This window comes from Thioclava sp. PTB-PU3-1, from assembly GCF_055666785.1.
Genome location: NZ_JBVNVL010000002.1, coordinates 429,004 through 454,370 on the forward strand (window position 1 = coordinate 429,004; position 25,367 = coordinate 454,370).

The 25,367-nt window shown below is 65.4% G+C and carries 22 protein-coding genes; 4 read left to right on the top strand and 18 right to left on the bottom strand.

The genetic code is table 11. The features are described 5' to 3' along the window. Nucleotides 1-99: 99 nt before the first annotated feature. The 11 genes from ACZ7GB_RS07550 to ACZ7GB_RS07600 all read right to left on the bottom strand — a co-directional run bounded on the left by ACZ7GB_RS07550 (nucleotide 100) and on the right by ACZ7GB_RS07600 (nucleotide 12,147). Nucleotides 100-1,386, bottom strand: a complete 1,287-nt coding sequence (locus tag ACZ7GB_RS07550; RefSeq protein ID WP_472158137.1) for an NAD(P)/FAD-dependent oxidoreductase — start codon at nucleotides 1,384-1,386, stop codon at nucleotides 100-102. Between the two features lie 216 nt (nucleotides 1,387-1,602). Continuing rightward, complete coding sequence (locus ACZ7GB_RS07555) at nucleotides 1,603-2,688, bottom strand: BMP family ABC transporter substrate-binding protein (RefSeq protein WP_472158138.1); 1,086 nt, start codon at nucleotides 2,686-2,688, stop codon at nucleotides 1,603-1,605. Nucleotides 2,689-2,743: 55 nt separating this feature from the next. After that, nucleotides 2,744-3,676 carry an ABC transporter permease gene (locus tag ACZ7GB_RS07560; protein WP_078520378.1) on the bottom strand — a complete coding sequence of 311 codons (933 nt, stop codon included), beginning with the start codon at nucleotides 3,674-3,676 and terminating at the stop codon, nucleotides 2,744-2,746. Next, nucleotides 3,673-4,008 carry a hypothetical protein gene (locus ACZ7GB_RS07565; RefSeq protein ID WP_472158139.1) on the bottom strand — a complete coding sequence of 112 codons (336 nt, stop codon included), beginning with the start codon at nucleotides 4,006-4,008 and terminating at the stop codon, nucleotides 3,673-3,675. The genes ACZ7GB_RS07560 and ACZ7GB_RS07565 overlap by 4 nt, the downstream gene beginning before the upstream one ends. Next, nucleotides 4,005-5,084 carry an ABC transporter permease gene (locus tag ACZ7GB_RS07570; RefSeq protein WP_078520376.1) on the bottom strand — a complete coding sequence of 360 codons (1,080 nt, stop codon included), beginning with the start codon at nucleotides 5,082-5,084 and terminating at the stop codon, nucleotides 4,005-4,007. The genes ACZ7GB_RS07565 and ACZ7GB_RS07570 overlap by 4 nt, the downstream gene beginning before the upstream one ends. Continuing rightward, entirely contained in the window at nucleotides 5,081-6,595 is a 1,515-nt protein-coding gene (locus tag ACZ7GB_RS07575; protein WP_078541953.1) for an ABC transporter ATP-binding protein, read from the bottom strand. The genes ACZ7GB_RS07570 and ACZ7GB_RS07575 overlap by 4 nt, the downstream gene beginning before the upstream one ends. Beyond that, nucleotides 6,592-7,527 (bottom strand): xanthine dehydrogenase accessory protein XdhC, encoded by a 936-nt coding sequence (gene xdhC, locus ACZ7GB_RS07580; RefSeq protein ID WP_472158140.1) that lies wholly within the window; start codon nucleotides 7,525-7,527, stop codon nucleotides 6,592-6,594. The genes ACZ7GB_RS07575 and xdhC overlap by 4 nt, the downstream gene beginning before the upstream one ends. Then, nucleotides 7,524-9,803, bottom strand: a complete 2,280-nt coding sequence (gene xdhB / locus ACZ7GB_RS07585; RefSeq protein ID WP_472158141.1) for a xanthine dehydrogenase molybdopterin binding subunit — start codon at nucleotides 9,801-9,803, stop codon at nucleotides 7,524-7,526. The genes xdhC and xdhB overlap by 4 nt, the downstream gene beginning before the upstream one ends. After that, a complete protein-coding gene (xdhA, locus tag ACZ7GB_RS07590) occupies nucleotides 9,800-11,170 on the bottom strand; it encodes a xanthine dehydrogenase small subunit (protein ID WP_472158142.1) in 1,371 nt (456 codons plus the stop codon). Before xdhA ends, xdhB begins: the two co-directional genes overlap by 4 nt. 156 nt (nucleotides 11,171-11,326) lie before the next feature. After that, on the bottom strand, nucleotides 11,327-11,794 hold the full coding sequence (locus ACZ7GB_RS07595; RefSeq protein ID WP_472158143.1) for an SRPBCC family protein: 468 nt from the start codon (nucleotides 11,792-11,794) through the stop codon (nucleotides 11,327-11,329). After that, nucleotides 11,791-12,147, bottom strand: coding sequence for an ArsR/SmtB family transcription factor (locus ACZ7GB_RS07600; RefSeq protein ID WP_078548217.1), 357 nt, complete (start codon nucleotides 12,145-12,147; stop codon nucleotides 11,791-11,793). Before ACZ7GB_RS07600 ends, ACZ7GB_RS07595 begins: the two co-directional genes overlap by 4 nt. Before the next feature lie 102 nt (nucleotides 12,148-12,249). On the opposite strand from ACZ7GB_RS07600, the gene dnaE reads away from it, so the two are divergent. Continuing rightward, nucleotides 12,250-15,750 (top strand): DNA polymerase III subunit alpha, encoded by a 3,501-nt coding sequence (gene dnaE / locus ACZ7GB_RS07605; RefSeq protein WP_472158144.1) that lies wholly within the window; start codon nucleotides 12,250-12,252, stop codon nucleotides 15,748-15,750. Nucleotides 15,751-15,753: 3 nt separating this feature from the next. Here the strand turns inward: dnaE and ACZ7GB_RS07610 are convergent, their stop codons facing one another. Beyond that, nucleotides 15,754-16,179, bottom strand: coding sequence for a hypothetical protein (locus tag ACZ7GB_RS07610; protein WP_472158145.1), 426 nt, complete (start codon nucleotides 16,177-16,179; stop codon nucleotides 15,754-15,756). Continuing rightward, a complete protein-coding gene (locus ACZ7GB_RS07615) occupies nucleotides 16,179-16,385 on the bottom strand; it encodes a SlyX family protein (RefSeq protein WP_078548211.1) in 207 nt (68 codons plus the stop codon). Before ACZ7GB_RS07615 ends, ACZ7GB_RS07610 begins: the two co-directional genes overlap by 1 nt. A 75-nt stretch (nucleotides 16,386-16,460) precedes the next feature. Between ACZ7GB_RS07615 and hisS the strand changes: the two genes are divergently transcribed. From hisS to hisG, 3 genes are read left to right on the top strand one after another with little or no spacing between them, the layout of a single operon-like run. After that, nucleotides 16,461-17,963 carry a histidine--tRNA ligase gene (hisS, locus tag ACZ7GB_RS07620; protein WP_472158146.1) on the top strand — a complete coding sequence of 501 codons (1,503 nt, stop codon included), beginning with the start codon at nucleotides 16,461-16,463 and terminating at the stop codon, nucleotides 17,961-17,963. After that, nucleotides 17,963-19,033 (top strand): ATP phosphoribosyltransferase regulatory subunit, encoded by a 1,071-nt coding sequence (locus ACZ7GB_RS07625; protein ID WP_472158147.1) that lies wholly within the window; start codon nucleotides 17,963-17,965, stop codon nucleotides 19,031-19,033. The genes hisS and ACZ7GB_RS07625 overlap by 1 nt, the downstream gene beginning before the upstream one ends. 8 nt (nucleotides 19,034-19,041) lie before the next feature. Continuing rightward, nucleotides 19,042-19,743 (top strand): ATP phosphoribosyltransferase, encoded by a 702-nt coding sequence (hisG, locus tag ACZ7GB_RS07630; RefSeq protein WP_472158466.1) that lies wholly within the window; start codon nucleotides 19,042-19,044, stop codon nucleotides 19,741-19,743. Nucleotides 19,744-19,806: 63 nt separating this feature from the next. Here hisG and ACZ7GB_RS07635 read toward each other — a convergent pair whose 3' ends face one another. From ACZ7GB_RS07635 to mreC, 5 genes are read right to left on the bottom strand one after another with little or no spacing between them, the layout of a single operon-like run. After that, entirely contained in the window at nucleotides 19,807-20,748 is a 942-nt protein-coding gene (locus ACZ7GB_RS07635; protein WP_472158148.1) for a 2-hydroxyacid dehydrogenase, read from the bottom strand. After that, nucleotides 20,745-21,890: a rod shape-determining protein RodA gene (gene rodA, locus ACZ7GB_RS07640; RefSeq protein ID WP_078520366.1), complete on the bottom strand. Its 1,146-nt coding sequence runs from the start codon at nucleotides 21,888-21,890 to the stop codon at nucleotides 20,745-20,747. Before rodA ends, ACZ7GB_RS07635 begins: the two co-directional genes overlap by 4 nt. Next, nucleotides 21,887-23,836, bottom strand: coding sequence for a penicillin-binding protein 2 (gene mrdA / locus ACZ7GB_RS07645; RefSeq protein ID WP_078520365.1), 1,950 nt, complete (start codon nucleotides 23,834-23,836; stop codon nucleotides 21,887-21,889). The genes rodA and mrdA overlap by 4 nt, the downstream gene beginning before the upstream one ends. An 11-nt stretch (nucleotides 23,837-23,847) precedes the next feature. Beyond that, nucleotides 23,848-24,387 carry a rod shape-determining protein MreD gene (locus ACZ7GB_RS07650; RefSeq protein WP_078520364.1) on the bottom strand — a complete coding sequence of 180 codons (540 nt, stop codon included), beginning with the start codon at nucleotides 24,385-24,387 and terminating at the stop codon, nucleotides 23,848-23,850. Next, complete coding sequence (gene mreC / locus ACZ7GB_RS07655; RefSeq protein WP_078548201.1) at nucleotides 24,384-25,346, bottom strand: rod shape-determining protein MreC; 963 nt, start codon at nucleotides 25,344-25,346, stop codon at nucleotides 24,384-24,386. The genes ACZ7GB_RS07650 and mreC overlap by 4 nt, the downstream gene beginning before the upstream one ends. Nucleotides 25,347-25,367 lie beyond the last annotated feature (21 nt).

The window sequence follows — 25,367 nt, forward strand, 5'->3', positions numbered from 1 at the left end:
TGTGTTCCGGCGCTCTGTTGATCGTCGGCAGGAATCAGCACGGGGCGGACCTGCTGGCCCGCCCCGTGATTTGGGAAGAAAAAACTGTGCCGGTTCGGCTCAGTGGGTCTTCTTGACCGCTTTCAGCTTGTCGATGCCTAGCATCTTCATCGCGGTCTTCTCGTAGAACGGCTCCGAGGTGCCCTTTCGCAGTTTACGCATGAAATACTTCTCGAAACCGATCTTGGCGAGGTGGACCCATTTGCCCTGGCTCGACCAGTTGACGTTGCGCGGCGGAAGCTGCGGCTGGGCCACGAAGGCGATGCCGCTGTCGCCGAAATCTGCCAGACAGATCGCGTTCCAGGTGCCGGTCTCGTCGGGCTCCTGACCGCGCACGATATTGCCGAGGTTATGCGCGGTGGCGGTGACCATCGACTCGATCATGAAGCCGGTCTTCGGCACGCCGCAGGGCACCGGGGTCGGGCCCATCGGCGGGATCGCGATCCCGACGCCGATGCCGAAGACATTCGGGTATTTCGGGTTGCGCTGGTGCTTGTCGACGATGACGAAACCGCGCGGGTTCACGAGACCTTCGAGCCCCATCACCGCCGGGATGCCGCGGAAGGGCGGCAGCATCATCGAGTATTTGAACGGCATCTCATGGGTCGCCTTGACGGAGCCGTCATCGGCGATCTCTTCGACATGCATCACGCCGTCTTCGACCTTCTTCACGCGCGAAGAGGTCATCCACTTCATGTGCTTCTCGCGCATCGCGCCTTCGAGAAGACCCTTGGTGTCGCCGACGCCATCGAGGCCGAGATGGCCGACATAGGGTTCGGAGGTGACGAAGGTCATCGGCACTTGATCGCGGATCTTCGCCCGGCGCAGCGCGGTGTCGAGGATGAAGGCGAATTCATAGGCTGGGCCGAAGCACGACGCGCCTTGCACCGCGCCCACGATGATCGGGCCGGGGTCTTCGCAGAAGCGCTTGAAGGCGGTGCCGGCATCCTCGGCGTGATCGACATGGCAGACCGAGTGGGTGAAGCCGTCGGGCCCGAGCCCTTCGATCTCGTCGAAGGCGAGTTCCGGGCCGGTGGCGAGCACGATGTAATCGTAGGAAACCTCGCGGCCATCCTCCAGCTCGACCTTGTTGTCATCGGGGTGAAGGCGCTTTGCCGCGACCGGGATGAACTTGATGTTCTTCTTCTTCATCGTCGGTTCGAGATCGACGGTGATGTCCTTGCGGTCGCGCCAGCCGACGGCGACCCAAGGGTTCGAGGGCACGAAGTGGTACTTCGGGTCCTTGGTAATGACGGTGATTTCGTCTTCCTTGCGGACTTGGTCACGCAATTCATAAGCCATGATTGCGCCGCCAAGACCTGCGCCGAGCACCACGATATGTGCCATTTTGTTCCCTCCCGTTACCCGGTCATCAACTTGTCACGTCTAACTCGATAGATGCAATTGTTTGAATGTGTCAAGAAGACCCGCCTTTCAAATCCTGCGACGAATCAGCCTGTGGAACAAGTCTGACGCTAACGTGAAGTGAAAAGACACTTGCGAAACAACGAAAAAGGGCCGGCGCGTGGCCGACCCTTTCCCATTCGCATCAGTAGGACTGACTTACTTCGGCGGTTCTGCCGTGATCCCCTCGACGTAGAAGGTCATCGAGTGAAGCTGATCGTCGGTCGCCATTTCGCCATCGGCGAGGAAGGCCGTGCCGTCCTGCTTGTTCAGCGGACCGGTGAAGGGATGGACCTTGCCCGAGCCGATATCTTCCTTGAGCTGCAGCGCCTCTGTCTTGACGTCGTCCGGCACGGCCGAGGAAATCTCGCCGATCTCCACCATGCCGCTGTCGATGCCGCCCCAGGTGGCTTCCGACTTCCAGGCGCCGTCCATGACCGCACCGACGCGCTCGATGTAATAGGGCGCCCAGTTGTCGATGGTCGACGCGACGCGCGGCATCGGCGCGAAGCTCGACATATCCGAGGCCTGACCGAAGGTGATGACGTTGCCGGCTTCCTGAGCTTTCGCCTGGGGCGCGGTCGAGTCGGTGTGCTGCAGCAGCACGTCCACACCATCGGCGATCAGGGCTGCGGCCGCGTCGGCCTCTTTCGCCGGATCGAACCAGGTGTAAGCCCAGACCACTTTCATCTCGATATCCGGGTTCACCTTCTTCGCGGCCAGATAGGCGGCGTTGATGCCCTGATAGACCTCGGGGATCGGGAAGGAACCGATATAGCCGATCTTGTTGGTCTTGGTCATGCGACCGCCGATCGTGCCCTGAATGGCGCGACCCTGATAGAACTTGGCGTCGTAGGTGGCGACGTTGTCCGCGAGCTTGTAGCCGGTGGCGTGCTCGAATTTCACGTCGGGGAATTTTTTGGCGACGTTCATCACCGCGTCCATGTAGCCGAAGGAGGTCGCGAAGATCAGCTTGTTGCCGTCCAGCGCCAGCTGGGTCAGCGCGCGCTCGGCATCGGGGCCTTCCGGCACGTTCTCGATGAACGAGGTCTTCACCTTGTCGCCGTATTTCTCTTCGATCGCCTGACGACCTTGGTCGTGCTGGTAGGACCAGCCCATGTCGCCGACGGGGCCGACATAGATGAAGCCGATTTTCAGCGGCTCGTCAGCGGCGAAAGCCGGGACGCCGACGCCCGCGACGACGGCCGTGGCGGCGGTGGTTTTCAAAAAGGATCTGCGGTTCATCGCGTTACTCCAAGTTGGGTGGCGGGCCTCTTGATGGGGCCCTTCGAGAGATGCCTCAGCTCGAGGCGTGGAAAGATTTGCCGAGGCTGGCAGGGGCGGCCTGCACGCCGTGGCGGTGAATGGCGGATAAGATGACCAGCACCACGATGGTGATGACGTAAGGGGCCATCGAGAGGATATGCACCGGGATCGCGTAGCCTGCGGCCTGCAATTGCAGCTGCAGCGCGGTGATGCCGCCGAAGAGATAAGCGCCCAGCAGCACGCGCCACGGGCGCCAGCTTGCGAAGACCACGATGGCGAGTGCGATCCAGCCCGCGCCTGCGGTCATGCCTTCGGTCCATTGCGGGACGCGCACGAGGCTGAGATAGGCGCCGCCCAGACCGGCCAGCGCCCCGCCGAAGGCCAGTGCGGCAAAGCGCACGGCGACGACGCGGTATCCCAGCGCGTGGGCGGCGTCATGGCTCTCGCCCACCGCGCGCAGGATCAGCCCGGCGCGGGTGGAGCGCAGCACGTACCAGACCACCGCGACGAGTATCAGCGAGAGATAGACGATCCAGTCATGCGAGAACAGGATGCGGCCCAGCACCGGAATATCCGAGAGCGGCCCGAAATCGATCTTGGCCGTCGGCGGCGGGCGCACGCCCTCGTAGCCCTTGCCGATCAGCGCGCTCAGGCCCAGCCCGAACAGCGTCAGCGCAAGGCCCGTCGCGACCTGGTTCGACAGCAGCTTCTGCGTCAGGAAGGCGAAAAGCGTCGCCAGCAAAGCACCGGCGATCGCGCCCATCAGGAAGCCCAGAACCGGGCTGCCGGTCGCGACGGCGGCGGCGAAGCCTGCAACCGCGCCCATGATCATCATCCCCTCGACGCCGAGGTTGAGCACGCCCGATTTCTCGGCGACCAGCTCGCCGGTCGCGGCCAGCAGAACCGGGGTCGATGCGCCCATCAGCGTCGCCGTGAGGGTGATGATATCGATGCCGCCCACGATCATAGTGCGCCTCCATGTCCCCAGAACAGAACCGGCCCCCAGGCCAGATAGCCGCCGACGAGGCCGACGATGAGCCCGGCCACCGAGGCGTAACGCTCGCGTCCATGCAGGGTGGGGCGGCGGGGCTCTTCGCTGTCAGGGCGCGCGCCGATGCGGTAGATCACCGCCCGCGAGGCTCCCAGCGCCAGCTCGAACACCACCATCATCACCACGCCGATCACGACGAAGGCCCAGAACGCCTGCGCCACCGCGAGCAGGTAGTACAGGCCAAGCCCCATGACGGTGCCGCCAATAAAGATGATCATCAGGCGCAGCGAGGGGAGTTTCTGCGTCATGCCGCGACCCTCCCGAAGCGGATGCGGAAATTGGTCAGCACGTCGAAGGCCAGCAGGAAGAACAGCAGCATCCCCTGGAAGACCTGGATCGCCGCCGAGGGCAGGCCGAGCATCAACTGCGCCATGTCGCCCCCGATATAGGTCAGCGCCATCAAGAGCCCCGCCAGCAGGATGCCGATCGGATGCAGGCGGCCAAGGAAGGCCACGATGATCGCGGTGAAGCCGTAGCCCACGTTGAAACTGTCGGTGATCTGACCCGAGGGACCCGAGACTTCGAACATGCCCGCAAGCCCCGCGAAGGCGCCGCCCATGCCAAGCCCGAGCATCACCAGCCGCGCCGGGATCACGCCCGCGAAGCGCGCAGCCCGCGGAGCCTCGCCCGCGACACGAATGCGGAAACCGGTGATATGGCGGTGCATCAGCCCATACGTGAAGATCACCGCGATCAGCGCCGCGACGACGCCCCAATGCATGCCCGTGCCTTCGATCAGCTCGTGATTGAAGGCCGAGGGGTAGTCTTGCAGGTTGCGCGAGCCGGGGAAGCCGAAGCCTTCAGGGTTCTTGAGCGGGCCGAAAGCCATATAGGCCAGCAGGTTCTCGGCCACATAGACCAGCATCAGCGAGACAAGAATTTCCGAGGTGCCGAACAGCACCTTCAGCACCGCCGGGATCATCGCCCAGAGAAAGCCGCCAAGAGCGCCCAGCACGATCATCGCCGGGAACAGCCAGTGGCTCTCAGCCGGGTACATCTTCAGCGCCAGCCATGCCGAGAACAGCGCGCCCATGATGTATTGCCCTTCGGCGCCGATATTCCAGATGCCCGCGCGAAAGCCCACGGCGAGCCCGCAGGCGATCAGGATCAGCGGCCCGGCCTTCACCAGAAGCTGGCCACGAAAATAGCTGGCATTGCCGCCGAAAAGCGGGTCCCAGAAGATCACGCGGATCGCCTCGACCGGGTGTTTGCCCAGTATCGCGAAGAGAATGCCGCCCGCGATCATCGTGGCGATCACGGCGAGGAGCGGCGTCGCGTAGGACCAGAATTGCGACGGGGTGGGGCGCCGGACGAGGGTGATCATACCGCGGCCTCCTGCATCCCGTGCGCACCGCCCAGCATCATGCCGATCTCTTCGATCGTCAGCCCTTGGGTCGGGCGTGAGGCGCTCAGTCGGCCTTCGTTCAGCGCCGAGAAGCGGTCGGAGATTTCCATAAGCTCATCAAGGTCCTGGCTGATAGCTATCACCGCAGCGCCTTTCGCCGCGAGGTCCAGCAGCGCCTGCCGGATCGACGCGGCGGCGGCGGCATCCACGCCCCATGTCGGCTGGTTCACCACCAGCACGGCGGGGTTTTGCAGCACCTCGCGGCCGATTACGTATTTCTGCAGGTTCCCGCCCGAGAGCGCGCGGGCCGCGACATGCGAACCCGGCGTGCGCACGTCGAAGGCCTGAATGATCTCGTCGGCGAAGGTCTTCGCCGCGCCCTGATCGACAAAGCCGTTACGGGTCAGCGGTTTGCGCATCGTGCCGGTGAGGATCGCGTTCTCGGTCAGGCTCATCGCGGGGACGGCGGCATGGCCCAGCCGTTCTTCGGGCGCAGCCAGCAGCCCCTTCGCGCGGCGGCCGTTCGGCCCGAGCCCGGAGATATCTTCGCCCATCAGGCTGACCGTGCCGGGGGCGGAGGGGCGCTCGCCCGACAGGGTCGCCAGCAATTCTTCCTGACCGTTGCCCGCGACGCCGCCGATGCCCAGCACCTCGCCCGCGCGCAGCTCCAGGCTCAGATCCTTCAGCGAGGGGCCGAACTGCGACAGCGGCGCGAGGGAAAGGCCCGAGACTTTCAGAACGACGTCGCCCAGCTTGCGCTCGGCCCGGTCGGTGACTTTCAGCTCCGCGCCGACCATCAGCTCGGCCAGCTCGCGCGCGGTCTTCTCGCGCGGATTGCAGCTCGCCACCACCTTGCCCGCGCGCAGGATCGTCGCGCCTTCGCAAAGCGTGCGGATTTCTTCAAGCTTGTGGCTGATATATAGGATTGCGGTGCCCTCGGCGGAGAGCTTGCGCAGGGTGTGGAACAGAATCTCGACCTCTTGCGGCGTTAGAACCGAGGTCGGCTCGTCCATGATCAGAAGCTTCGGGTCCTGCAGCAGGCAGCGCACGATCTCGACGCGCTGACGCTCGCCCGCGGAGAGGTCGCCGACCAGTCGCGCGGGGTCCAGCGGTAGGCCGTAGGCAGTGGAAATCTCGCGGATACGCTTGGCGAGCTGGCGCATCGGCGGCGGGTTTTCCATGCCGAGCGCCACGTTTTCGGCAACGTTAAGCGCCTCGAAAAGCGAGAAATGCTGGAACACCATCGCGACGCCCGCAGCGCGCGCGGCGCGGGGATCGGCTGGCGCGAAGGATTGGCCCGCGAAGTGCATCGTGCCGGAATCGGGCTTCACCAGCCCGTAGATCATCTTCACCAGCGTCGATTTGCCGGCGCCGTTTTCGCCCAGCAGGGCGTGGACCTCGCCCGGACGCACCGAGAAGCCGACGCCGTCATTGGCCACGACCCCAGGATAGGCTTTCGTCAGCCCGTCGATCTTGAGCAGCTCCGTCACCCGGCGCGTTTCCCTTTCCCCGTCGCCGCTTGCGCGGCGTTCAGCTCTTTCACTAGCCCGGTCGCTACCCCAAGGGCAATGGCTTGAGGATGCTTCCCCAAGGTCGGATCGCCTATCGGGCAGGCAATGCGCGAAATTTGTGCATCCGAATGCCCGAGCGCGGCGAGGCGCTTGCGGAAGCGGACCCATTTGCTGTCCGACCCGATCAGGCCGAGCCCGCCGAAGCCATGGGCGAGCAGCCGGTGACAAAGCTCCAGATCGAGAGAATGTGAATAGGTCAGCACGAAGTGGCGGGCATCGGTGCGCGCGAGGGAGATCAGATCGGCCGGGTTCTCGGCGATCAGTGGCGTGACGCCTTCGGGGATCATGTCGGGAAACCGCTCCGCCCCGCTATCGGTCCAGGACAGGGCAAGGCCGGGCAGGGGGGACAGCGCCCCGATCAGCGCGCGCCCGACATGGCCCGCGCCCCAGACCCAGACGGGCGTGGCAGGCGGCGCGACCCGCTCGATCAGCCAGGTCTCGACCAGCAGCGGCGGCGTCTCGCCGCGATCGCGGGCGCGGGCCAACGCACGGGTGACGGCCAGCGGCTCGGGCGTGCCCGGCGTCAGTGGACGGGCGTGCCAGTCGCCCGTGATCTGCGAAACGGTGGTCCGGTCCATCCGCTCGTAGCCCAGCACCACGGCCCCGCCGCAGCACTGGTTCATCGCGGGGCCCAGCGGGATTTTCTCGATCCCCGTCAGCCCGCCCCGCGCCTTCGCGATGGCGGAGAATTCCAGCGCGCCACCGCCGATCGTGCCTTCGACATGATCCGCCCAGACCAGCATCTCCGCCCCGTCTTCGCGCGGGGTGGAGCCTTGAGCGCGCGCGACCACGACACGGGTGAAGGCTCCGCGGTCTGCCGCGCGGGCGAGGGCTGCGGGATCGAGGCTCATGCGTCCCCCCTTGCCCGGTGCACGGCAGCCAGAACCGCCTCGGGCGTGGCAGGCGCTTGCAGATCGGGCCAGTTCGGGCCGCAGGATTTGCACGCGTCCTGCAGCGCGAGGAAGGCCGAGATCGCCAGCATGAAGGGCGGCTCGCCCACCGCCTTGGAGCGATAGATCGTGTCCTCTCGGTTCGGTTCATCCCAGAGCGCCACGTTGAACACACGCGGGCGGTCCGAGCAGGCGGGGATCTTGTAGGTCGAAGGCGCATGGGTGCGCAGACGCCCCTTGTCGTCCCAGACCAGTTCCTCGGTCGTCAGCCAGCCCGCGCCCTGCACGTAGCCTCCCTCGATCTGCCCGATGTCGATGGCCGGGTTCAGCGAGGCGCCGGCATCATGCAGGATGTCGGTGCGCAGGATACGGTTCTCTCCGGTCAGCGTGTCGATCACCACCTCGGTCACCGCCGCGCCATAGGCGAAGTAGAAGAACGGGCGGCCCTGACCCTTGATCCGGTCCCAGCTGATTTTCGGCGTGGCGTAGAAGCCCGTCGACGACAGCGATACCCGCGCCTCGTAAGCGAGCTTCACCAGCTTCGCGAAGGGCAGGGCATGATCGTCCGCGCGCACCTCGCCATCGGCAAACGTCACGTCTTCCACCGCAGCGCCCGCGCTTTCGGCCATGAAACCCGCCAGCCGCGCCTTGATCGTCTCGCACGCGGCCTTCACCGCCATGCCGTTCAGATCGGCCCCGGAGGAGGCCGCTGTCGCGGAGGTGTTGGGCACCTTGTCGGTGGCCGTCGCGGTGATGCGCACATCCTCATCCGTGACGCCGAAGACCGATGCCGCGACCTGACAAACCTTGCGATGCAGGCCCTGACCCATCTCGGTCCCGCCGTGGTTCAGCTGGATCGAGCCGTCGGCATAGACATGCACCAGCGCACCCGCCTGGTTCAGCTGGGTCAGCGTGAAGGAGATGCCGAACTTCACCGGCGTCAGCGAGATGCCGCGCTTCAGGGTCGTATTGGCGGCGTTCCACTCAGCCACGCGGGCCTTGCGCGCCGCGAACTCGGCAGATTGCTCCAAACGCTCGGTGATTTCGGGCAGGATGAAATCCTCGACCGGCTGGCCGTAATGCGTGCTCTGCCCGCCCTCGGGGTCGTAGTAGTTTCGCTTGCGCAGATCGAGCGGATCGATCCCCATCACATGGGCGAGGTGATCGAGCGCGGCTTCCGTGCCGATCATGCCCTGCGGGCCGCCGAAGCCCCGGAAGGCCGTCGCGCTTTGGGTATTGGTGCGCAGCCGGTGGCTCTCGATCTTCACATTCGGCAGGTAATAAGAGCTGTCGGTATGCAGCATGGCGCGGTCGCAGACCGGCAGGCTGAGATCGGGCGACCAGCCGCAGCGGGCGAGATGGGTGAACTCGGCCGCGACGATCTTGCCCTCGGCATCCGCGCCGAGCCGATACTTGATCCGGAAATCATGGCGCTTGCCGGTGATGACCATGTCGTCGTCGCGGTCGTAACGCATCTTGCAGGGCCGCCCGGTGGCACGTGCCACCACCGCGCAGGCGATGGCAAGCGCATTGCCCTGGCTCTCCTTGCCGCCGAAGCCGCCGCCCATCCGGCGCATCTCCACCCGGACGTCATGCATCGCGCAACCGAGCGCGTCGGCCACCTTGTGCTGGACCTCGGACGGGTGCTGCGAGGAGCAGCGGATCACCATCCCCTGATCGTCGGGCAGCGCGAGGGCGGCCTGACCTTCGAGGTAGAAGTGCTCCTGCCCGCCCATGTCGAAGCTGCCTTCGACGATATGCTCGGCCTGCGCGAAGCCCGCGCCGGTATCGCCGCGCGCCCATGTGACCGGGCCGCCTTCGAAATGGCTTTTGGCCTCCAGCGCTTGTTCGACGGTCAGGATCGCCGGGCGGGGCGCATAGTCGATTTTCGCCAGCCGTGCCGCCTTGCGCGCCGCATGATGGCTGGTCGCCGCGACCAAGAAGATCGGCTGGCCGACGAAATGCACGATGCCCTCGGCCAGAACCGGTTCGGGCTCGGGCGCGGGCGAGGCGTTGTTGGCGAACGGCATATCCTCGGCGGTCAGAACGGCGACCACCCCCGGGGCGCTCCGCACCGCACTCAGATCGAGCGAGGCGATCTCGGCATGGGCCTCGGTCGAGAGGCCGAAGGCGAGGTGCAACGTGTTGCCGGGGCAGGGGATGTCATCGACGTAGCGCGCCGCGCCGGTGACGTGCAACTGCGCGGAATCGTGGGGTTTCTTGGTGCCGACGCTCATGGTTGTACCTCCAGAATGGAGAGGGTGCCTTGGGCATTGCGGACGTATCGGATCAGCATCGCCTTGGCGGCCTCCATCCGGTAGGCATCCGAGGCGCGCATGTCGGTGAGCGGCGTGAAGTCCTGCTCCAACGCGGGCAGGGCGGCCGTGATCGCCTCTTCGGTGAAGGGTTGACCTTCCAGCGCGCCCTCCAGTGCCGTGGCGCGTTTCGGGGTGCCCGCCATGCCGCCGAAGGCGATACGCGGAGCGCCGATCTTGTCGCCATCGCGCGGGATATTCAGCGCGCCGCAGACGGCGGAAATGTCCTGATCGAACCGCTTCGAGAGTTTGTAGCAAGCCAGATCGGGCGCGGATTTCGGGAAGCTGACGCTTTCGACGAATTCGCCGGGCGCGCGGTCCTGCTTGCCGTAGTCGAGGAAGAAGCTCTCCAGCGGAATCGTGCGGCGCGCCTTGCCCTTGCGCAGCGTCAGCTCCGCGCCCATCGCGATCAGGACGGGCGGGCTGTCGCCGATGGGCGAGCCGTTCGCGATATTGCCGCCGATGGTCGCCGCCTGTCTCACCTGTTCGGAGGCGAAACGGCGGAGCAATTCGGCAAAGCTCGGGAGCGTGTCGCGGATCGCCTCGCGCAACGCGGCCAAGGTGACGCCCGCGCCGACGATGTAGCGGTCGTCGGTTTCCTCTATGGTCTGCAAATCCGTGCAGTTATTGAGGAAGGCGACCTCTTTCAGCTCGCGCAGCTGCTTCGTGACCCAGAGCCCCACATCGGTCGCGCCGGCGATCAACGTGGCGTCTGGATGGGCGAGATACCAATCCGCCAGTGCATCCGCGCTGTCGGGCAGGAAGACATGATCGGCTATAGGCGCGACCTCTGCCAGATCGGGCAGCGTGTCGTGCATCCATGCAGGCACCGGTGCATCCTGCGCCGCCTCGGCGGCACGGATAATCGGCGCGTATCCGGTGCAGCGGCACAGGTTGCTCGCCAGCAGATCGTCGTGATCGTGGCGCCCGTTCAGATGCCCCGCCGCCATCGACGCGATGAAACCGGGCGTGCAGAAGCCGCATTGCGAGCCGTGATGATCGACCATCGCCTGCTGAACGGGGTGCAAGTCACCCTTCGGCCCGGCGACGCCCTCGACGGTGCGCAGCGCGCGGCCGTGCAGATGGGGCATCATCATCAGGCAGGCATTGAGCGGTTTGGCGCCCTCCGCGTCGGTCACGATGACCGAGCAGGCCCCGCAATCGCCCTCGTTGCAGCCCTCCTTGGTGCCGGTCAGCCCCTCGGCGCGCAGCCAGTCGAGCACAGATTGCGTCGGATCGGTAAGTGCCACCGTCCGGGTTTCTCCATTGAGAAGAAACGTGATCTCCATACGAAAAATCCGCCGCCTTACCAGTCGTCCCTGCGGTCCCCCTCGATGCGGCGTAGAACGGGACCGGCCCAGCAAAGCCGATGCAGACAGGCTTTGGCAAGGGATTCGCGGCGGTGCGTTGCTCGAAACTTGATCCGGTGATCAAGAATTGGGCGTTCAGCCGCGCTCGAGGGCTTCAGCGATCTCGGCCATCTGCCCCGCGACGGTGCCCCAACCTTCGTGGAAGCCCATCTCCTCGTGGCGTTTGACGCTTTCCGCGCTGCCATGCCGGGCGATGACATTGTATTCGCAGCCCTCCTCGGTCTCGATGAAGTTCAGATCTGCGGTGAAAAAGGGTTGTGCCGAAGGACGGAAATCGGCGCTTAGGCAATCGGTGAAGACGAGCCGCTTTGCCGGTTCGACGATCAGGTAACAGCCCTCGGATTCGATCTCGCCGTACTCTTCGAAGACCATCTTCGTGTAGAACGCGCCGCCTGGGCGGACGTCGAGCTTGGCGTCGACCGTCTTGCCGGGTCTCGGAGCGAAGAACTGTTTCAACAACTCTGGTTCGGTCCAGCAGCGATAGACCGTGGCGGGGCTGGCGGCCACGCGCCGGGTCAGAGTCAGGTCGAGTTCGGTTGTCATTGCGCATCTCCCTTCGTGTCATGCTCCAAGGCCTCTGCCAGCGTATCGAGCCGGTCGAGGCGGTCCTCCCATTGCCGGCGCAAGGTGGCCAGCCAGTCTTCGGCGGCGCGGACCGGCAGCGCCTCGATCCTCGCCATGCGCACGCGACCGCGCTTCTCGGTCACGATCAGCCCGCCGTCTTCCAGCACCCGCAGGTGGCGCAGAAAACTAGGCAGCGCCATCTGGTGCGGCGCGTGCAGGTCGGAGACCGAAGCGGGCCCCTGCGTCAGCCGCTCCAGCACCGCGCGCCGGGTCGGGTCGGCCATGGCGGCGAAATAGCGGTCGAGTGCCTGTGTATCGAAATGCTTAGCCATGTGGCTAACTGTTTGCGCATTGCCGATTCGAGTCAATGGTTAGTCTGATCGCTAAGTTTTTCCTGCTTTCTGCAACGCGCCCGACCCGCTAAATCTGGTGGCATGACCAGCCCTCGATTCATTCATCTGCGCGTCCATACCGAGTATTCCCTGCTCGAAGGCGCCGTGCCCGCCAAGAAACTCGTGAAGATGTGCGAGTCGGCGAAGATGCCCGCCGTCGCCGTGACCGACACGAACAACATGTTCGCGGCGCTCGAATTTTCCGTGACCGCGACGGGGGCGGGGCTGCAGCCGATCGTCGGCTGTCAGGTCTCGCTGGAATTCGATCCGGCCAAGCCGGGCGAACGTCCGCGCCTGCCCGCACCGATCGTTCTGCTGGCCCAGACCGAGCGCGGCTACGAGAACCTGATGAAGCTGAACTCGTGTCTCTATCTCGACAAGCACGGGGCGCTGATTCAGGTCACGCTTGAGGAGCTGGAGCGGTATTCCGAAGGGTTGATCTGTCTTTCGGGCGGCCCCGACGGCCCGGTCGGGCGGCTGATCCGGAATGGTGCGAAGGACCGCGCCAAGGCGCTGTTGCAACAGCTTGCCGGGATCTTCCCGAGCCGGCTCTATGTCGAATTGCAGCGCCACCCGGGCGAGGGCGGCACGCTGACCGAGGCCGAGATCGCGACCGAGCGGCCCTTCGTCGAATGGGCCTATGAGCTGGGTCTGCCGTTGGTCGCCACGAACGACGTCTATTTCCCGAAGCCCGCGATCTACGAGGCCCATGACGCGATGATCTGTATCGCGGAAGGCGCCTATGTCGATCAGATCGAGCCGCGCCGGCGTCTGACCCCGCAGCATTATTTCAAATCCGAAGGCGAAATGGTTGCGCTCTTCGCCGATCTGCCCGAAGCGGTGGAGAACACCGTCGAGATCGCGAAACGCTGCGCCTTCTCGACCTATAAACGCGCGCCGATCCTGCCGAAATTCGCAGATGACGAGGTGGTGGAACTGCGGCGTCAGGCTTGGGACGGGTTGCGCAACCGTCTTGACGTGATCCCGCATGCAGCACCGGTCGAGGATTACGAGAAACGCCTGCAATTCGAGCTCGACATCATCGAACAGATGGGCTTCCCGGGCTACTTCCTGATCGTTGCCGACTTCATCAAATGGGCCAAGGATCACGACATTCCGGTCGGGCCGGGGCGGGGCTCGGGCGCGGGCTCGCTCGTGGCTTACGCGCTGACCATCACCGACCTTGATCCGCTGCGCTATTCGCTGCTGTTCGAACGCTTCCTCAACCCCGAACGTGTCTCGATGCCGGACTTCGACATCGACTTCTGCATGGATCGCCGCGAGGAGGTGATCCAATATGTTCAGAATAAATACGGGCGCGAGAAGGTGGGCCAGATCATCACCTTCGGCGCGCTTCTGTCCAAGGCAGCCGTGCGCGACGTGGGCCGGGTCTTGCAGATGTCCTACGGGCAGGTCGACAAGCTCTCGAAGCTGATCCCGGTCGAGGGCGTGAAGCCCGTCAGCATCGAGAAGGCGCTGGCCGACGAGCCGCGCCTGCGCGAGGCGGCTCGCAACGAAGAGGTCGTGGCGCGGCTTCTCGATTACGCGAAGGCGATCGAGGGGCTGCTGCGCAACGCCTCGACCCACGCGGCGGGCGTCGTGATCGGGGACCGTCCGATCGACGAGCTGGTGCCGCTCTATCAGGATCCGCGCTCGGATATGCCCGCGACCCAGTTCAACATGAAATGGGTCGAGCAGGCGGGTCTGGTGAAGTTCGACTTCCTCGGCCTGAAGACGCTGACCGTGATCCGCTCCGCGATGGAACTGATCTTCAAATCGGGCCGTCCGCTGCATGTCGATGCCGCGGGCAACCAGCTCTACGAGCCTGCCGAGGGTGCGGAAAACCATATCAACGCGATCCCGCTGGATGACGAGAAGACCTACAAGCTCTACGCCGATGCGAAAACCGTCGCCGTGTTCCAGGTGGAATCGGAAGGCATGAAATCGGCCCTGCGCCAGATGAAGCCCACCTGTATCGAGGACATCGTCGCACTGGTGGCGCTGTATCGTCCCGGCCCGATGGAGAACATCCCTACCTATTGTGAGGTGAAGAACGGGCTCAAGAAGATCACCTCGGTCCACCCGACCATCGACCATATCCTTGAAGAGACACAGGGCATCATCGTCTATCAGGAGCAGGTGATGCAGATCGCGCAGGTCATGGGGGGCTACTCGCTTGGCGGCGCAGACCTTCTCCGTCGCGCGATGGGTAAGAAGATCAAGGAGGCGATGGACGCCGAGCGCCCGAAATTCGAGGCGGGCGCGGCCAAGAACGGGGTCGACAAGAAGAAGGCCTCCGAGGTGTTCGACCTCCTGGAGAAATTCGCGAACTACGGCTTCAACAAATCGCACGCGGCGGCCTACGCGGTGGTGTCCTATTACACCGGCTGGCTGAAGGCGAACCACGCGGTCGAGTTCATGGGCGGTGTGATGAATTGCGATATTCATCTGACCGACAAGCTCGCGATCTATGCCGACGAGGTGCAGAAGAAGCTCGGGATCGAGATCATTCCACCTTGCGTGAACCGCTCGCTTTCGACCTTCGACGTGGTCGATCAGAAGCTGGTCTATGCGCTGGGCGCGCTGAAGAACGTCGGCGCGGACGCGATGCAAATGATCGTGACCGCACGCGGCGAAGAACCGTTCAAGGATCTGTTCGATTTCGCGCGGCGCGTGGACATGAAGCGGGTGGGCAAGCGCCCGCTGGAGATGCTGGCGCGGGCAGGGGCCTTCGATCTTCTGGACCCGAACCGCAAGCGCGTCTTCGAGTCGCTGGAATCGCTGATGGCGTGGTCGGGCGCGGTGATCGAGGCGCGCGAGTCGGCGCAGGTGTCGCTGTTCGGCGAGGCGGGCGACGATCTGCCGCCGCCTCGTCTGGCCGATACCGACGACTGGCTGCCGGGGGAACGCCTGGCCGAGGAACACAAGGCCATCGGCTTCTACCTTTCGGGGCACCCGATCGAGGATTACCTGCCCGCGCTCAAGCGTAAGAAAGTGCTGAGCTGGGAAGAGGTGCAGCAAAAGGCCGTGGGCGGTCCTTTCGTGACCAAGATCGCGGGCGAGGTCGCCTCGGTGCGCGAGAAGAAATCCGCCAAGGGCAACCGCTTCGCCTTCGTCGCGCTGTCGGATGCGTCGGGGCCCTATGAGGTCGCCTTCTGGTCGGAGGCGCTGGAGGCCTGCCGCGATGTGCTGGAAACCGGCAACCTTCTGGTGCTGACCGTGAAGGTCGAGGTGGATGGCGAGTCGGTGCGTATGGTCGCCACTTCGGCCCAGACTGTGGAGAAGGCGACGGCGGATGCGGGGTCATCCGGGCTTCTGGTGCATATCGACAACAATGACGCGGTCGCCTCGGTCGCGAGCCTTGTCGAGCGGGTCGCCCGCGAAGGGAAGGTCCATTCGCGCGGTCCGATCAGCTTCATGGTCTATGACAATGAGCGTGGCTGCCGCTACCAGATCACCGCGATGCCCGAGGCGCCGGTCAACGCACAGGTGAAAGGCGCGCTGCGCTCCTTGCGCGGGGTGAGCGAGGTCGAAGAGGTCTGAGCCTCACAGGCTGCGCGCCACCCATGCCAGCCGCAGCGTTATCGCGGCGGCAAGGGCGGTGGCGAACTCGCCCCAGCGCAGCAGCGCCAAGCCGCGCAGCAGATCGGGCTCGTTGATCCCGTCGCGTACCGCACCGGAGATCATGCCCATCTCCAGCCACGCCGCCGCGCCCAGCACGGCGGTTGCCAGAAAACTCATTGAGACCAAAATCATGGCCTGTCGATGGCTGCGCAGCCGCCAGATCAGCCCGCACATCAGCGGCACGGCGAAGAACACCTGCATCGCAAGGATGCCGCTGCCCTGCCACAGCTCGAACCGGTCGAGTGTCGAACGAAGATCGATGCCCGGGGGCCAGATCAGCAAAGCGGTGTAGATGAGCGCTTGGGCACTCACGAAAACACCGTTCAGCCCCCAGAGCGCCGCGTCCATTACCAGTGCGGCGGTTTCTGGTCGGCCAGGGGGATCGCACTGCCGCTGTCATATTCGCGCTCGGCCTCGCGCTCCATCAGCAGGCCCAGATGACGCTCCAGCCGCTCGATCTGACGCGCCTGCGCGGCCGCGACATCGGACAGCTCGTCCACCGTTTGCGTCAGATAGGCGATCTGTTCTTCCGCCCGTTCCAGCCGTTCCTGCATCTGCCGTTCCTATTGCTTGCCGGGGCCAGCCCCTTGGGCTACACCCTCGCGCGAGATAAGATCAGGTGCAAGCCGATGGCGAAACAGAAAAAGCAGCCCCGTCCCAAGGCAGAGGCCCCGAAGGGCTTCCGTGATTATTTCGGGACGGAGGTGACCGAGCGGGCCGATATGTTGGCGAAGATCGCAGAGGTCTATCGCACGCATGGCTTCGAGGCGCTGGAAACTTCGGCCATTGAGACGGTCGAGGCACTAGGCAAATACCTCCCCGATGTGGACCGCCCGAATGCGGGCGTCTTCGCGTGGCAGGAGGAAGACGACGGCAAGTGGCTGGCGCTGCGCTACGACATGACGGCGCCACTGGCCCGGGTCGCGGCGCAATATCGCAACGACCTGCCGACGCCCTATCGTCGCTTCACGATGGGCCCCGTCTGGCGCAACGAAAAGCCCGGCCCGGGCCGGTTCCGCCAGTTCTATCAATGCGATGCCGATACCGTGGGCGCGCCCGACGTGGCCGCTGATGCCGAGATTTGCGGGATGCTTTCGGACGCGTTGGAGGCGGTCGGCATTCCGCGCGGCGACTACGTCGTGCGGGTGAACAACCGCAAGGTTCTGAACGGCGTGATGGAAGTCGCGGGCGTTCTCGACCCGGCCGATCCGACCAAGTTCGAAGAAGAGCGCGGCATCGTCCTGCGCGCCATCGACAAGTTCGACAAGTTCGGCGAGGAGGGCGTGCGCCTTCTGATGGGCGAGGGGCGTCTGGACGACTCCGGCGACTTCACCAAGGGCGCGGGGCTGTCCGAGGCACAGGCCGATACGGTCATGGGCTTCATGGAAGCCAAGCGCGAAGACAACGCCGCCACCGTCGCGCGGCTGCGCGAGTTGGTCGAAGGCTCGGCGCTGGGTGCGGAAGGCGTGGACGAACTCGAGCAGATCGCCTCGCTTCTCGACGCGCAGGGCTACGGCCCCGACCGCATCGTGATCGACCCCTCGGTCGTGCGCGGTTTGGGCTATTACACCGGCCCGGTTTTCGAGGCCGAGCTGACCTTCGAGATCACCGACGAGAAGGGCCGTCCGCGCCAATTCGGCTCGGTCGCAGGCGGCGGGCGCTATGACGATCTGGTCAAGCGCTTCACCGGTCAGGTCGTTCCGGCCACCGGCGTCTCGATCGGCGTCGACCGCCTGCTGGCCGCGCTGCGCGCCAAGGGCCGCATCGGCGGCTCCGCGCAGGGCCCGGTCGTCGTGACCGTGATGGATCGCGACCGGATGGCCGAATACATGGCGCTGGCCTCCACGCTGCGCGGGGCAGGGCTGCGCGCCGAGGTCTATCTGGGCAACCCGAAGAACTTCGGCAACCAGTTGAAATATGCCGACAAACGCGAAAGCCCCGTGGCGATCATCCAAGGCTCGGACGAGGCCGAACGCGGTGTCGTCCAGATCAAGGACCTGATCCTTGGTGCGAAGATCGCGCAGGACGCGACGGTTGAAGAATGGAAATCCCAACCGGCGCAATTCGAGGTTCCGACCGGGGAAATGGTCGCAAAAGTGCAAGAGATCCTTGCACGCTACGAGGCCGAGTAATGGCGGACAAGGCGCAAGCGCGGGGACAGGCAGGCCGTCTGCTGGAGCTATTCCTCGCCGCCGGTGCGGTCGAGGTCACGCCTGACATCCTGCAACCCGCCGAGGCGCTTCTCGACCTCTATGGCGAGGATATTCGCGCCCGCGCCTATGTCACCGCCGACCCGCTGCGCGGCGAGATGATGCTGCGCCCGGACTTCACCGTGCCGGTCGTGCAGGAGCATATGGCCAATGGCGCCGAACCTGCGCGCTACGCTTACGCGGGCGAGGTGTTCCGCCGTCAGGATCATCGCGGCGCCGCACGCGCCCATGAGTATTTTCAGGCCGGGTTCGAGATTTTCGACCGCGCCGATCCCGAAGCCGCGGATGCTGAGGTCTTCGCGCTGTTCGCGGGGCTTCTTGCCAAGCTGACCCTGTCCGCCACGATCGGCGATATGGGCCTGCTGCGCGCCGCCGTGGACGGGCTCGACACGCTGCCCGAACGCAAGGCCGCGCTTGCGCGTCACATCTGGCGCCCCAAACGCTTCCAGCATCTGCTTGCGCGCTATTCGGGGCAGGTCGAGGTGCCGAAAGCCCGCGCCGATCTGCTGACCGGCCAGCGCTCCGGCGCGCCGTGGATCGGGCTGCGCTCGCGCGAGGAGATGGAGGCGCGGATCGCCACGCTCGCCGCCGACGCTGCCGCTGCGCCGATCCCGACCGATGCGGTTGCCGCGATGGGCAAACTGGCTGAGCTGCGCTGTGCTGCAGATCAGGCGCCTGCCGCCCTGCGCGCGCTCGGCATTGAAGCCATCGAACCGGCCATTGCGCGGCTCGAAAAGCGTCTCGACGCGCTCGCCACGCGCGGCATCGACCTCGCCGCGATCACCTTCGACGCGAGCCACGGGCGCTCGACGATGGAATATTACGACGGCTTCGTCTTCACCTTCACCGCAGCCGATCCGGCACTACCGCCGGTCGCGAGCGGCGGGCGCTACGACGCGCTGACCCGGCAACTGGGGCAGGGGCGCGAAATCCCCGCCGTGGGCGGCGTGATCCGTGCAGGGTTGATGGCCGATCTGGAGGCGCAAGCATGAGCGAGGCCATGATCAAACTCGGCGTGCCCTCCAAGGGGCGTCTGATGGAGAAGACCTTCGACTGGTTTGCGCAAGCGGGTATCACGCTCAAGCGCACCGGGTCGGAGCGCGAATATGCGGGCGCGGTCGAAGGGGCCGAGGGCGTGCAGCTCGTGCTGCTCTCAGCCGGAGAAATCCCGCGCGAACTGGCGGCGGGGCGTATCCATCTGGGCGTCACCGGTTCCGATCTCGTGCGTGAGAAGCTCGCCGACTGGGAAAGTCAGGTCGCCGATCTCGCGCCGATGGGCTTCGGCCATGCCGATCTGATCATCGCGGTGCCGGCCTGCTGGTCGGATGTGGACAGCCTCGAAGACCTCGACGCCGCTGCCCACCGTTTCCGCGCCACCCACGGCTTCCGCCTGCGGATCGCCACGAAATACCACCGGCTGGTGCGCGAATTCCTGACCCGCGAAGGCGTGGCAGACTGGCAGCTCGTCGACAGTCAGGGCGCGACCGAGGGCACGATCGCGAACCTCACCGCCGAGGCCGTGGCCGACATCACTTCGAGCGGCGAGACGCTGCGCGCGAACCATCTGAAGATCCTCTCGGACGGGCTGATCCACCAATCTCAGGCGACGCTGTTTGCTTCGCGCGCCGCCGATTGGTCGGGGCAGGAAAGCCGACTTACGGGTCTCGCGCAGCAGCTCGGACTGCCCGCGCCAACGCTCTGATCTTCCTCTTGGTCGAAATATCCCACGGGGGTCCGGGGGTGTGAAACCCCCGGCCTGCGCCGCTCAATAGCCCCGCGACCGGTCCACGAGATAGAGGAACGGCTCGCCTGCCTCGCCCCGCCGGATATTCTCGGCGATGACCTCGGAGGCGGTCTCTGCCCGGCTCTCGGCGGCGATATGGGGCGTCACCGTCACGTGGGGATGCGCCCAATAGGCGTGCTCGGGGGGCAGGGGCTCCACGCGGAACACGTCGAGCGTCGCGTGGCCGATCTGGCCGCGATCCAGCGCAGCCAAGAGAGCGTCATCGTCGATCAGCGTGCCGCGACCCGGATTGATGATCCGCGCGCCTTTCGGCATCTGCGCCAGCGTGTCCGCGTTCAGAAGCTCGGTGGTCTCGGGCGTGTCGGGCAGGATCGAGACGAGGATCTCCGCCTTCGACAGCGCCTCCGCCAGACCGTCATCGCCGCTCAGGCAGGTGATCCCGGGGATGTCTTTCGGCGACCGGCTCCAGCCGGTGACTTTGAAGCCCAGACCCGCGAGCGCCTCGGCACAGGCTTTGCCCAAAGCGCCCAAGCCCAGCATCACCACCGAGCGGTCCCGCGCCAGCGGCGGCACGCCCCCGTCGTGGCGCCAGACACCGTCCTGCTGGGCCAGCGTCGCGTCGATCCCGAGGTGATAGCGCAGCACGTGGCCGGTCACATAGTCGACCATGCCGCGCTCCAGTCCCGCATCCACCATCCGGCACAGCGGCTGGGTGAGGGTCTGGTTGCCCACCACGCGCTCGACCCCGGCCCAGAGGTTCAGCACAGCTTTCGCGCAGGTGAGGGCGGTGAAATCCTGCACCGGGCCCTGCGGCGAATAGACGACATAGTCGATCTGCGCGGGGTCGATCTCGTCCGGCTGGACGATCTGCGCCTCGACGCCGGTGGCTGCGATGGCCTCTGTCAGCGGGCGTTCGTAACGAGCCCAGTTCTCGGGCTTGTCGGCGAAAAGGACGCGGATCATCTTTGCCTCGGTCTATGGACATGGGCGCTTTGCACCAGCCCGAAGGCCGCGAGCAGGATCATCATGGCGGTGCCCCCGTAACTCACCAGTGGCAAGGGGACGCCCACGACAGGCATCAGCCCCATCACCATCGCCATGTTGATCGCGAAGAAGAAGAAGAACGTCCCGGCGACCCCGAAACTGAGCAGCGAGGCGAAGCGGTCCTTCGTTGCCATCGCGGTATAAAGCGCAAAGCCGATGATGCCGGTGTAAAGCATCAGGAGGGAGAAGGCGCCGACGAAGCCGAACTCCTCGGCGAGCGTGGTGAAGATGAAGTCCGTGTGCTTCTCGGGCAGGAAGTTCAGGCGACTTTGCGTGCCCTGCATGAAGCCGCGCCCCGACCAGCCGCCCGAGCCGAGCGCGATCTGCGCCTGCATGATGTTGTAGCCCGCGCCAAGCGGGTCCGAGCCCGGATCGAGGAAAGTGTCGATACGCTTGTACTGGTAGTCGTGCAGCAGCTGGTACTCCGTGCCGCGGCTTTCCATCACGCCGAAGACAAGCCCGACGACCAGCGCGATTACGGTGCCGAAATACCAAAACGACACCCCGGCTGCGAACATCACGAAGGCCCCGCCCAGCACCAGCATTACGGCGGTGCCGAGGTCGGGCTGGGCCAGTACGAGGAAGGTGGGCGCAAGAATGATCACCGCAGGGATGAACACCCAGAGCGGGCGCGAGACCTTCTCGACCGGCAGCCAGTCGTAATAGGCGGCCAGCAGCATCACGAGGGTGATCTTCATCAGCTCGGAGGGCTGAATGCGCAGCGGGCCGATCTCCAGCCAGCGCTGTGCGCCCATGCCGATCGCGCCGAAGAACTCCACCGCCACCAGAAGCAAAAGCGCCACGAAATAGGCTAGCGCCGAGACATTGCGCCAGAACCAGACCGGGATGAAGGCCACGGTGAACATCGCGATCATACCGAGCGCGAAACGCTTCATCTGCGGCTCCGCCCAGGTATGGATATTGCCGCCCGCGACCGAGTAGAGCATCAGGAAGCCCGCGCAGGCCACCGCCGTCAGCAAGATCACCAGCGGCCAGTTCAGATAGAAGATCTTGCGCCATCCCGTCGGGACGGTCTTGAGATTGCTCTCGAGATAGCTCATGCGCGCGACCTCGATTGCGGCTTCTGCACGGTGTCGGGGTCGACCAGATCGAGCGTTTCGTTCAGCTCCTTGGCCTTCGCGCGGGCGAAGGACGGGTAGGCATCGTCCGGGGGCAGGCCGCCCGCCAGCGCGAACAGCAACACGTCGCGCGCGATCGGGGCGGCGGCCGTCGAGCCGCCCGAGCCGTGTTCGACCACGACCGAGACCGCGTAGCGCGGATTGTCGATGGGGGCGAAAGCCACGAAGAGCGCGTGGTCGCGCCGGTTCCAGGGAAGCTGCTCGTTGCGGATCACGCCGCGGGCACGTTCGGCCTTGGTGATGTTGCGGACCTGGGAGGTGCCGGTCTTGCCCGCCATCTTCCATTCCTTCATCGCGATGCGCGAGCCGCGCGCGGTGCCGCGCGAGGAGTTCACCACCGCGGTCATCCCCTTGCGCACGCTGTCGAGATAGACCTTCTCGACGCCCAGATCGTCGGTGACGCGGATCGGTTGCTCGACCCCGTCACGGGCGCGGATCAGACGCGGCTCGACCTTTTTCCCGCTGGCGATGCGCGCCGCCATGATCGCGAGATGCATCGGCGAGGCCAGCACATAGCCCTGACCGATCGCCGCGTTCGCGGTGTCGCCGATCAGCCAGTCCTTGCCGTAACGCTCCCGCTTCCACTCCTTGGTGGGGGCCACGCCTTCCTTCACCGCCGACATCGGCAGGTCGGGCCGGACGCCAATACCCAGACGCTTGGCCATGTCGCTCATCTTGTCGATGCCGACGCGCTGCGACAGCTCGTAATAATAGACGTCGCAGGACTGCTCCATGCTCTTGGTCATGTTCACATGGCCATGGCCCGCGCCTTTCCAGCAGTGGAAGCGGCGGCCCGCAATCTCGACATAGCCGGGGCACCAGATGGTTTCCTCGGGCGTCACCAGCCCCGCCTCCAGCGCGGCGAGCGCGGTGACCATCTTGTAGGTCGAGCCCGGCGGGTAGAGGCCCTGCACGGTCTTGTCGGCCAGCGGGCGGTGATCGTCCTGCGTGAGGCGCTGATAATCGGCGACCGAAATCCCGCGCACGAAAAGGTTGGGGTCGAAGCTCGGCGCGGAGGCGCAGGCGAGCACGTCGCCATTGGTCACATCCATCACCACGGTTGCGGCGGATTCTTCTTCCAGCCGCTGCAGAGCGTAGTTCTGCAGACGATAATCGAGCGTCAGCTGAAGGTTTTCGCCGGGCTGGCCGGGTTCGCGCGACAGCTCGCGCATCTCGCGCCCGGCGGAGTTCACCTCGACGCGGCGCTGACCGGCCGCGCCGCGCAGAACGCTTTCCTCCTTGGCCTCGATCCCGGTTTTGCCCAGCTGGAATTTCGGGATCAGCAGCAGCGGATCGGGATCTTCCATTTTGCTCAGGTCGTAATCCGAGACCGGGCCGACATAGCCGATCACATGGCCGAAATCCTCGCGGCGCGGATAGAGGCGCGACAGGCCGACATCGGGGCTGACACCGGGCAGCGAGGGGCCGTTCACCGCGACGCGCGAGAACTCGTCCCATGTCAGGCGGTCGGCCACCGTGACCGGCGTCGTCGGCGGGCGACGGCGGATGTCGTGCAGGATGTCTTTCGTATCGCCATCGGTAATCGGGATCAGACGGCGCAACGCGGCCAGCGTCGCATCTACGTCGTCGGTATCCTCGCGGGTGATCGTGACACGGTAATTCTGCTCGTTGCCCGCAAGCATGACCCCGTTGCGATCGAAGATCAGCCCGCGCGCTGGCGGGATCAGCCGGATCTTCACCGAGTTGCCCTCGGCCAGCAGCCGGTATTGCTTGGCGTCTTCGAGCTGCATCTTGCGCATCCGCGCCGCCAGCACGGCCACGACCGCCGCCTGCGCGCCGCCCAAGAGCAAGCCGCGTCGCGTGATGCGGCGGGTGCTGACTTCGGTCTCTTTCGGGGATCGTCTCATTCTGGGCCCCCTCACATTCGATGTCCGTAGGCGTCGACCTCGCCCGGTGCCGCGCGACGCAGCCCGAAGGCCACCCGCGACACCAGCACCACCACCGGGTAGGCGGCCAGCGTAACCAGCATCTGGAACAGTTCCAGCCCGAGGCTCGGCTGATCGACCATCGTGACCAGCAGGACGATGCGCTTCACCGCCACCATAGCGATCAGCAGCCCCGCGACCAATGCCCATTCCAGCGCGAAGGGCAGATCACGCAGGCTTTGCTCGCGGCGGCGCAGGAATTCGGTCGCGCCGAGGACGATCAGCGCCCAAAGCCCGATGGGCCGCCAGAACATGATGTCTTCAAGCAGGAAGACCAGAACGATCAGCAGGGCCGGGGCGTATTCGGGCCGCCGCAGTACCCAAGCGAGCGTCAGGGCCAAGGTCAGGTCGGGGCCGGGCAGGCCGCCCGGCGAATGGTCGACCGGCATCAGGCGCACGAAGATCAGCACGAGGCCGATCACCACGAAGAGCGTTCGGTAGCTGAGGCGGCGGCGGGTGATGGGGTCGATCATTGGCTGCCCCCGTTGCCGTCCTCCGACCCGTCATCGGGTTCGAGCGCGCCCTCGGCGGCCTCCGAGCGCGCCTTCTCGGCGGCTTCCTGTTCGATGACTTTCGGATCGGGCGCGATCAGCCCGCCGGCATTCTCGATCCGCTCGGCCGGATGCGAGCGCAGCACGCGCAGGAAATCGAGCCGTTCGTAATCGGCGGCGAGGCGTACGCGCAGCCGCTTGTCGCGGCCCTGGAAGACCTGCCCGACCAGCAGCCCCGCCGGGAAGACGCCGCCATCGCCCGAGGAGATCACGCGGTCGCCCGGGCGCACGCGGTCGGGATGTTCGAGGAAATCCACGAACGGGTAGGGGGAGTTGTCGCCCGCGAGGATTGCGTTCTGCCCCGAGGCCGGGATCGAGACCGGGATGCGGCTCGAGGCGTCGGTCAGCAGCAGCACCCGCGAAGTCGAGGAGCCCACGCCCGAGATCCGGCCCACAAGGCCCAGCCCATCCATCGTGGCCCAGCCATCGACGATGCCGTCGCGCTTGCCGACATTCAGCAGCACCGATTTGCGGAAGGGCGAGCCGCTATCGGCCAGCACGCGCCCCGACACGGAGGTCAGCTTCGGATCGAGCCGCACCTTGTTCTGCGCCAGAAGCTTCGCGTTTTGCTGCTCCAGCTGAACGGCGGCTTCCTTCCACGCCTTCATCTGCTGCAGCTCGCGGCGCAACTCCTGGTTCTGCTCGTAGATGCGGGAATAGGATTGGAAGCCCTCGACCATGTCGGTCAGTTTCGTGACCGGGGCCATCGCCCAATCGAAGCTGGGCACGAAGCGATCCACGAGGGCAGAGCGGAACCGCTCCATCCGCGGGCTGTCGATGCGCCAGACGAGGAAGAGCGCGAGCAACACGACGACAAGAACCGCAACGCCCAGTCGGCGCAGCGGTCCGATATAGTCTTGGTCGTCGCGATTTCTGGCCAAATCCGTCTCCGGTCAGATCAC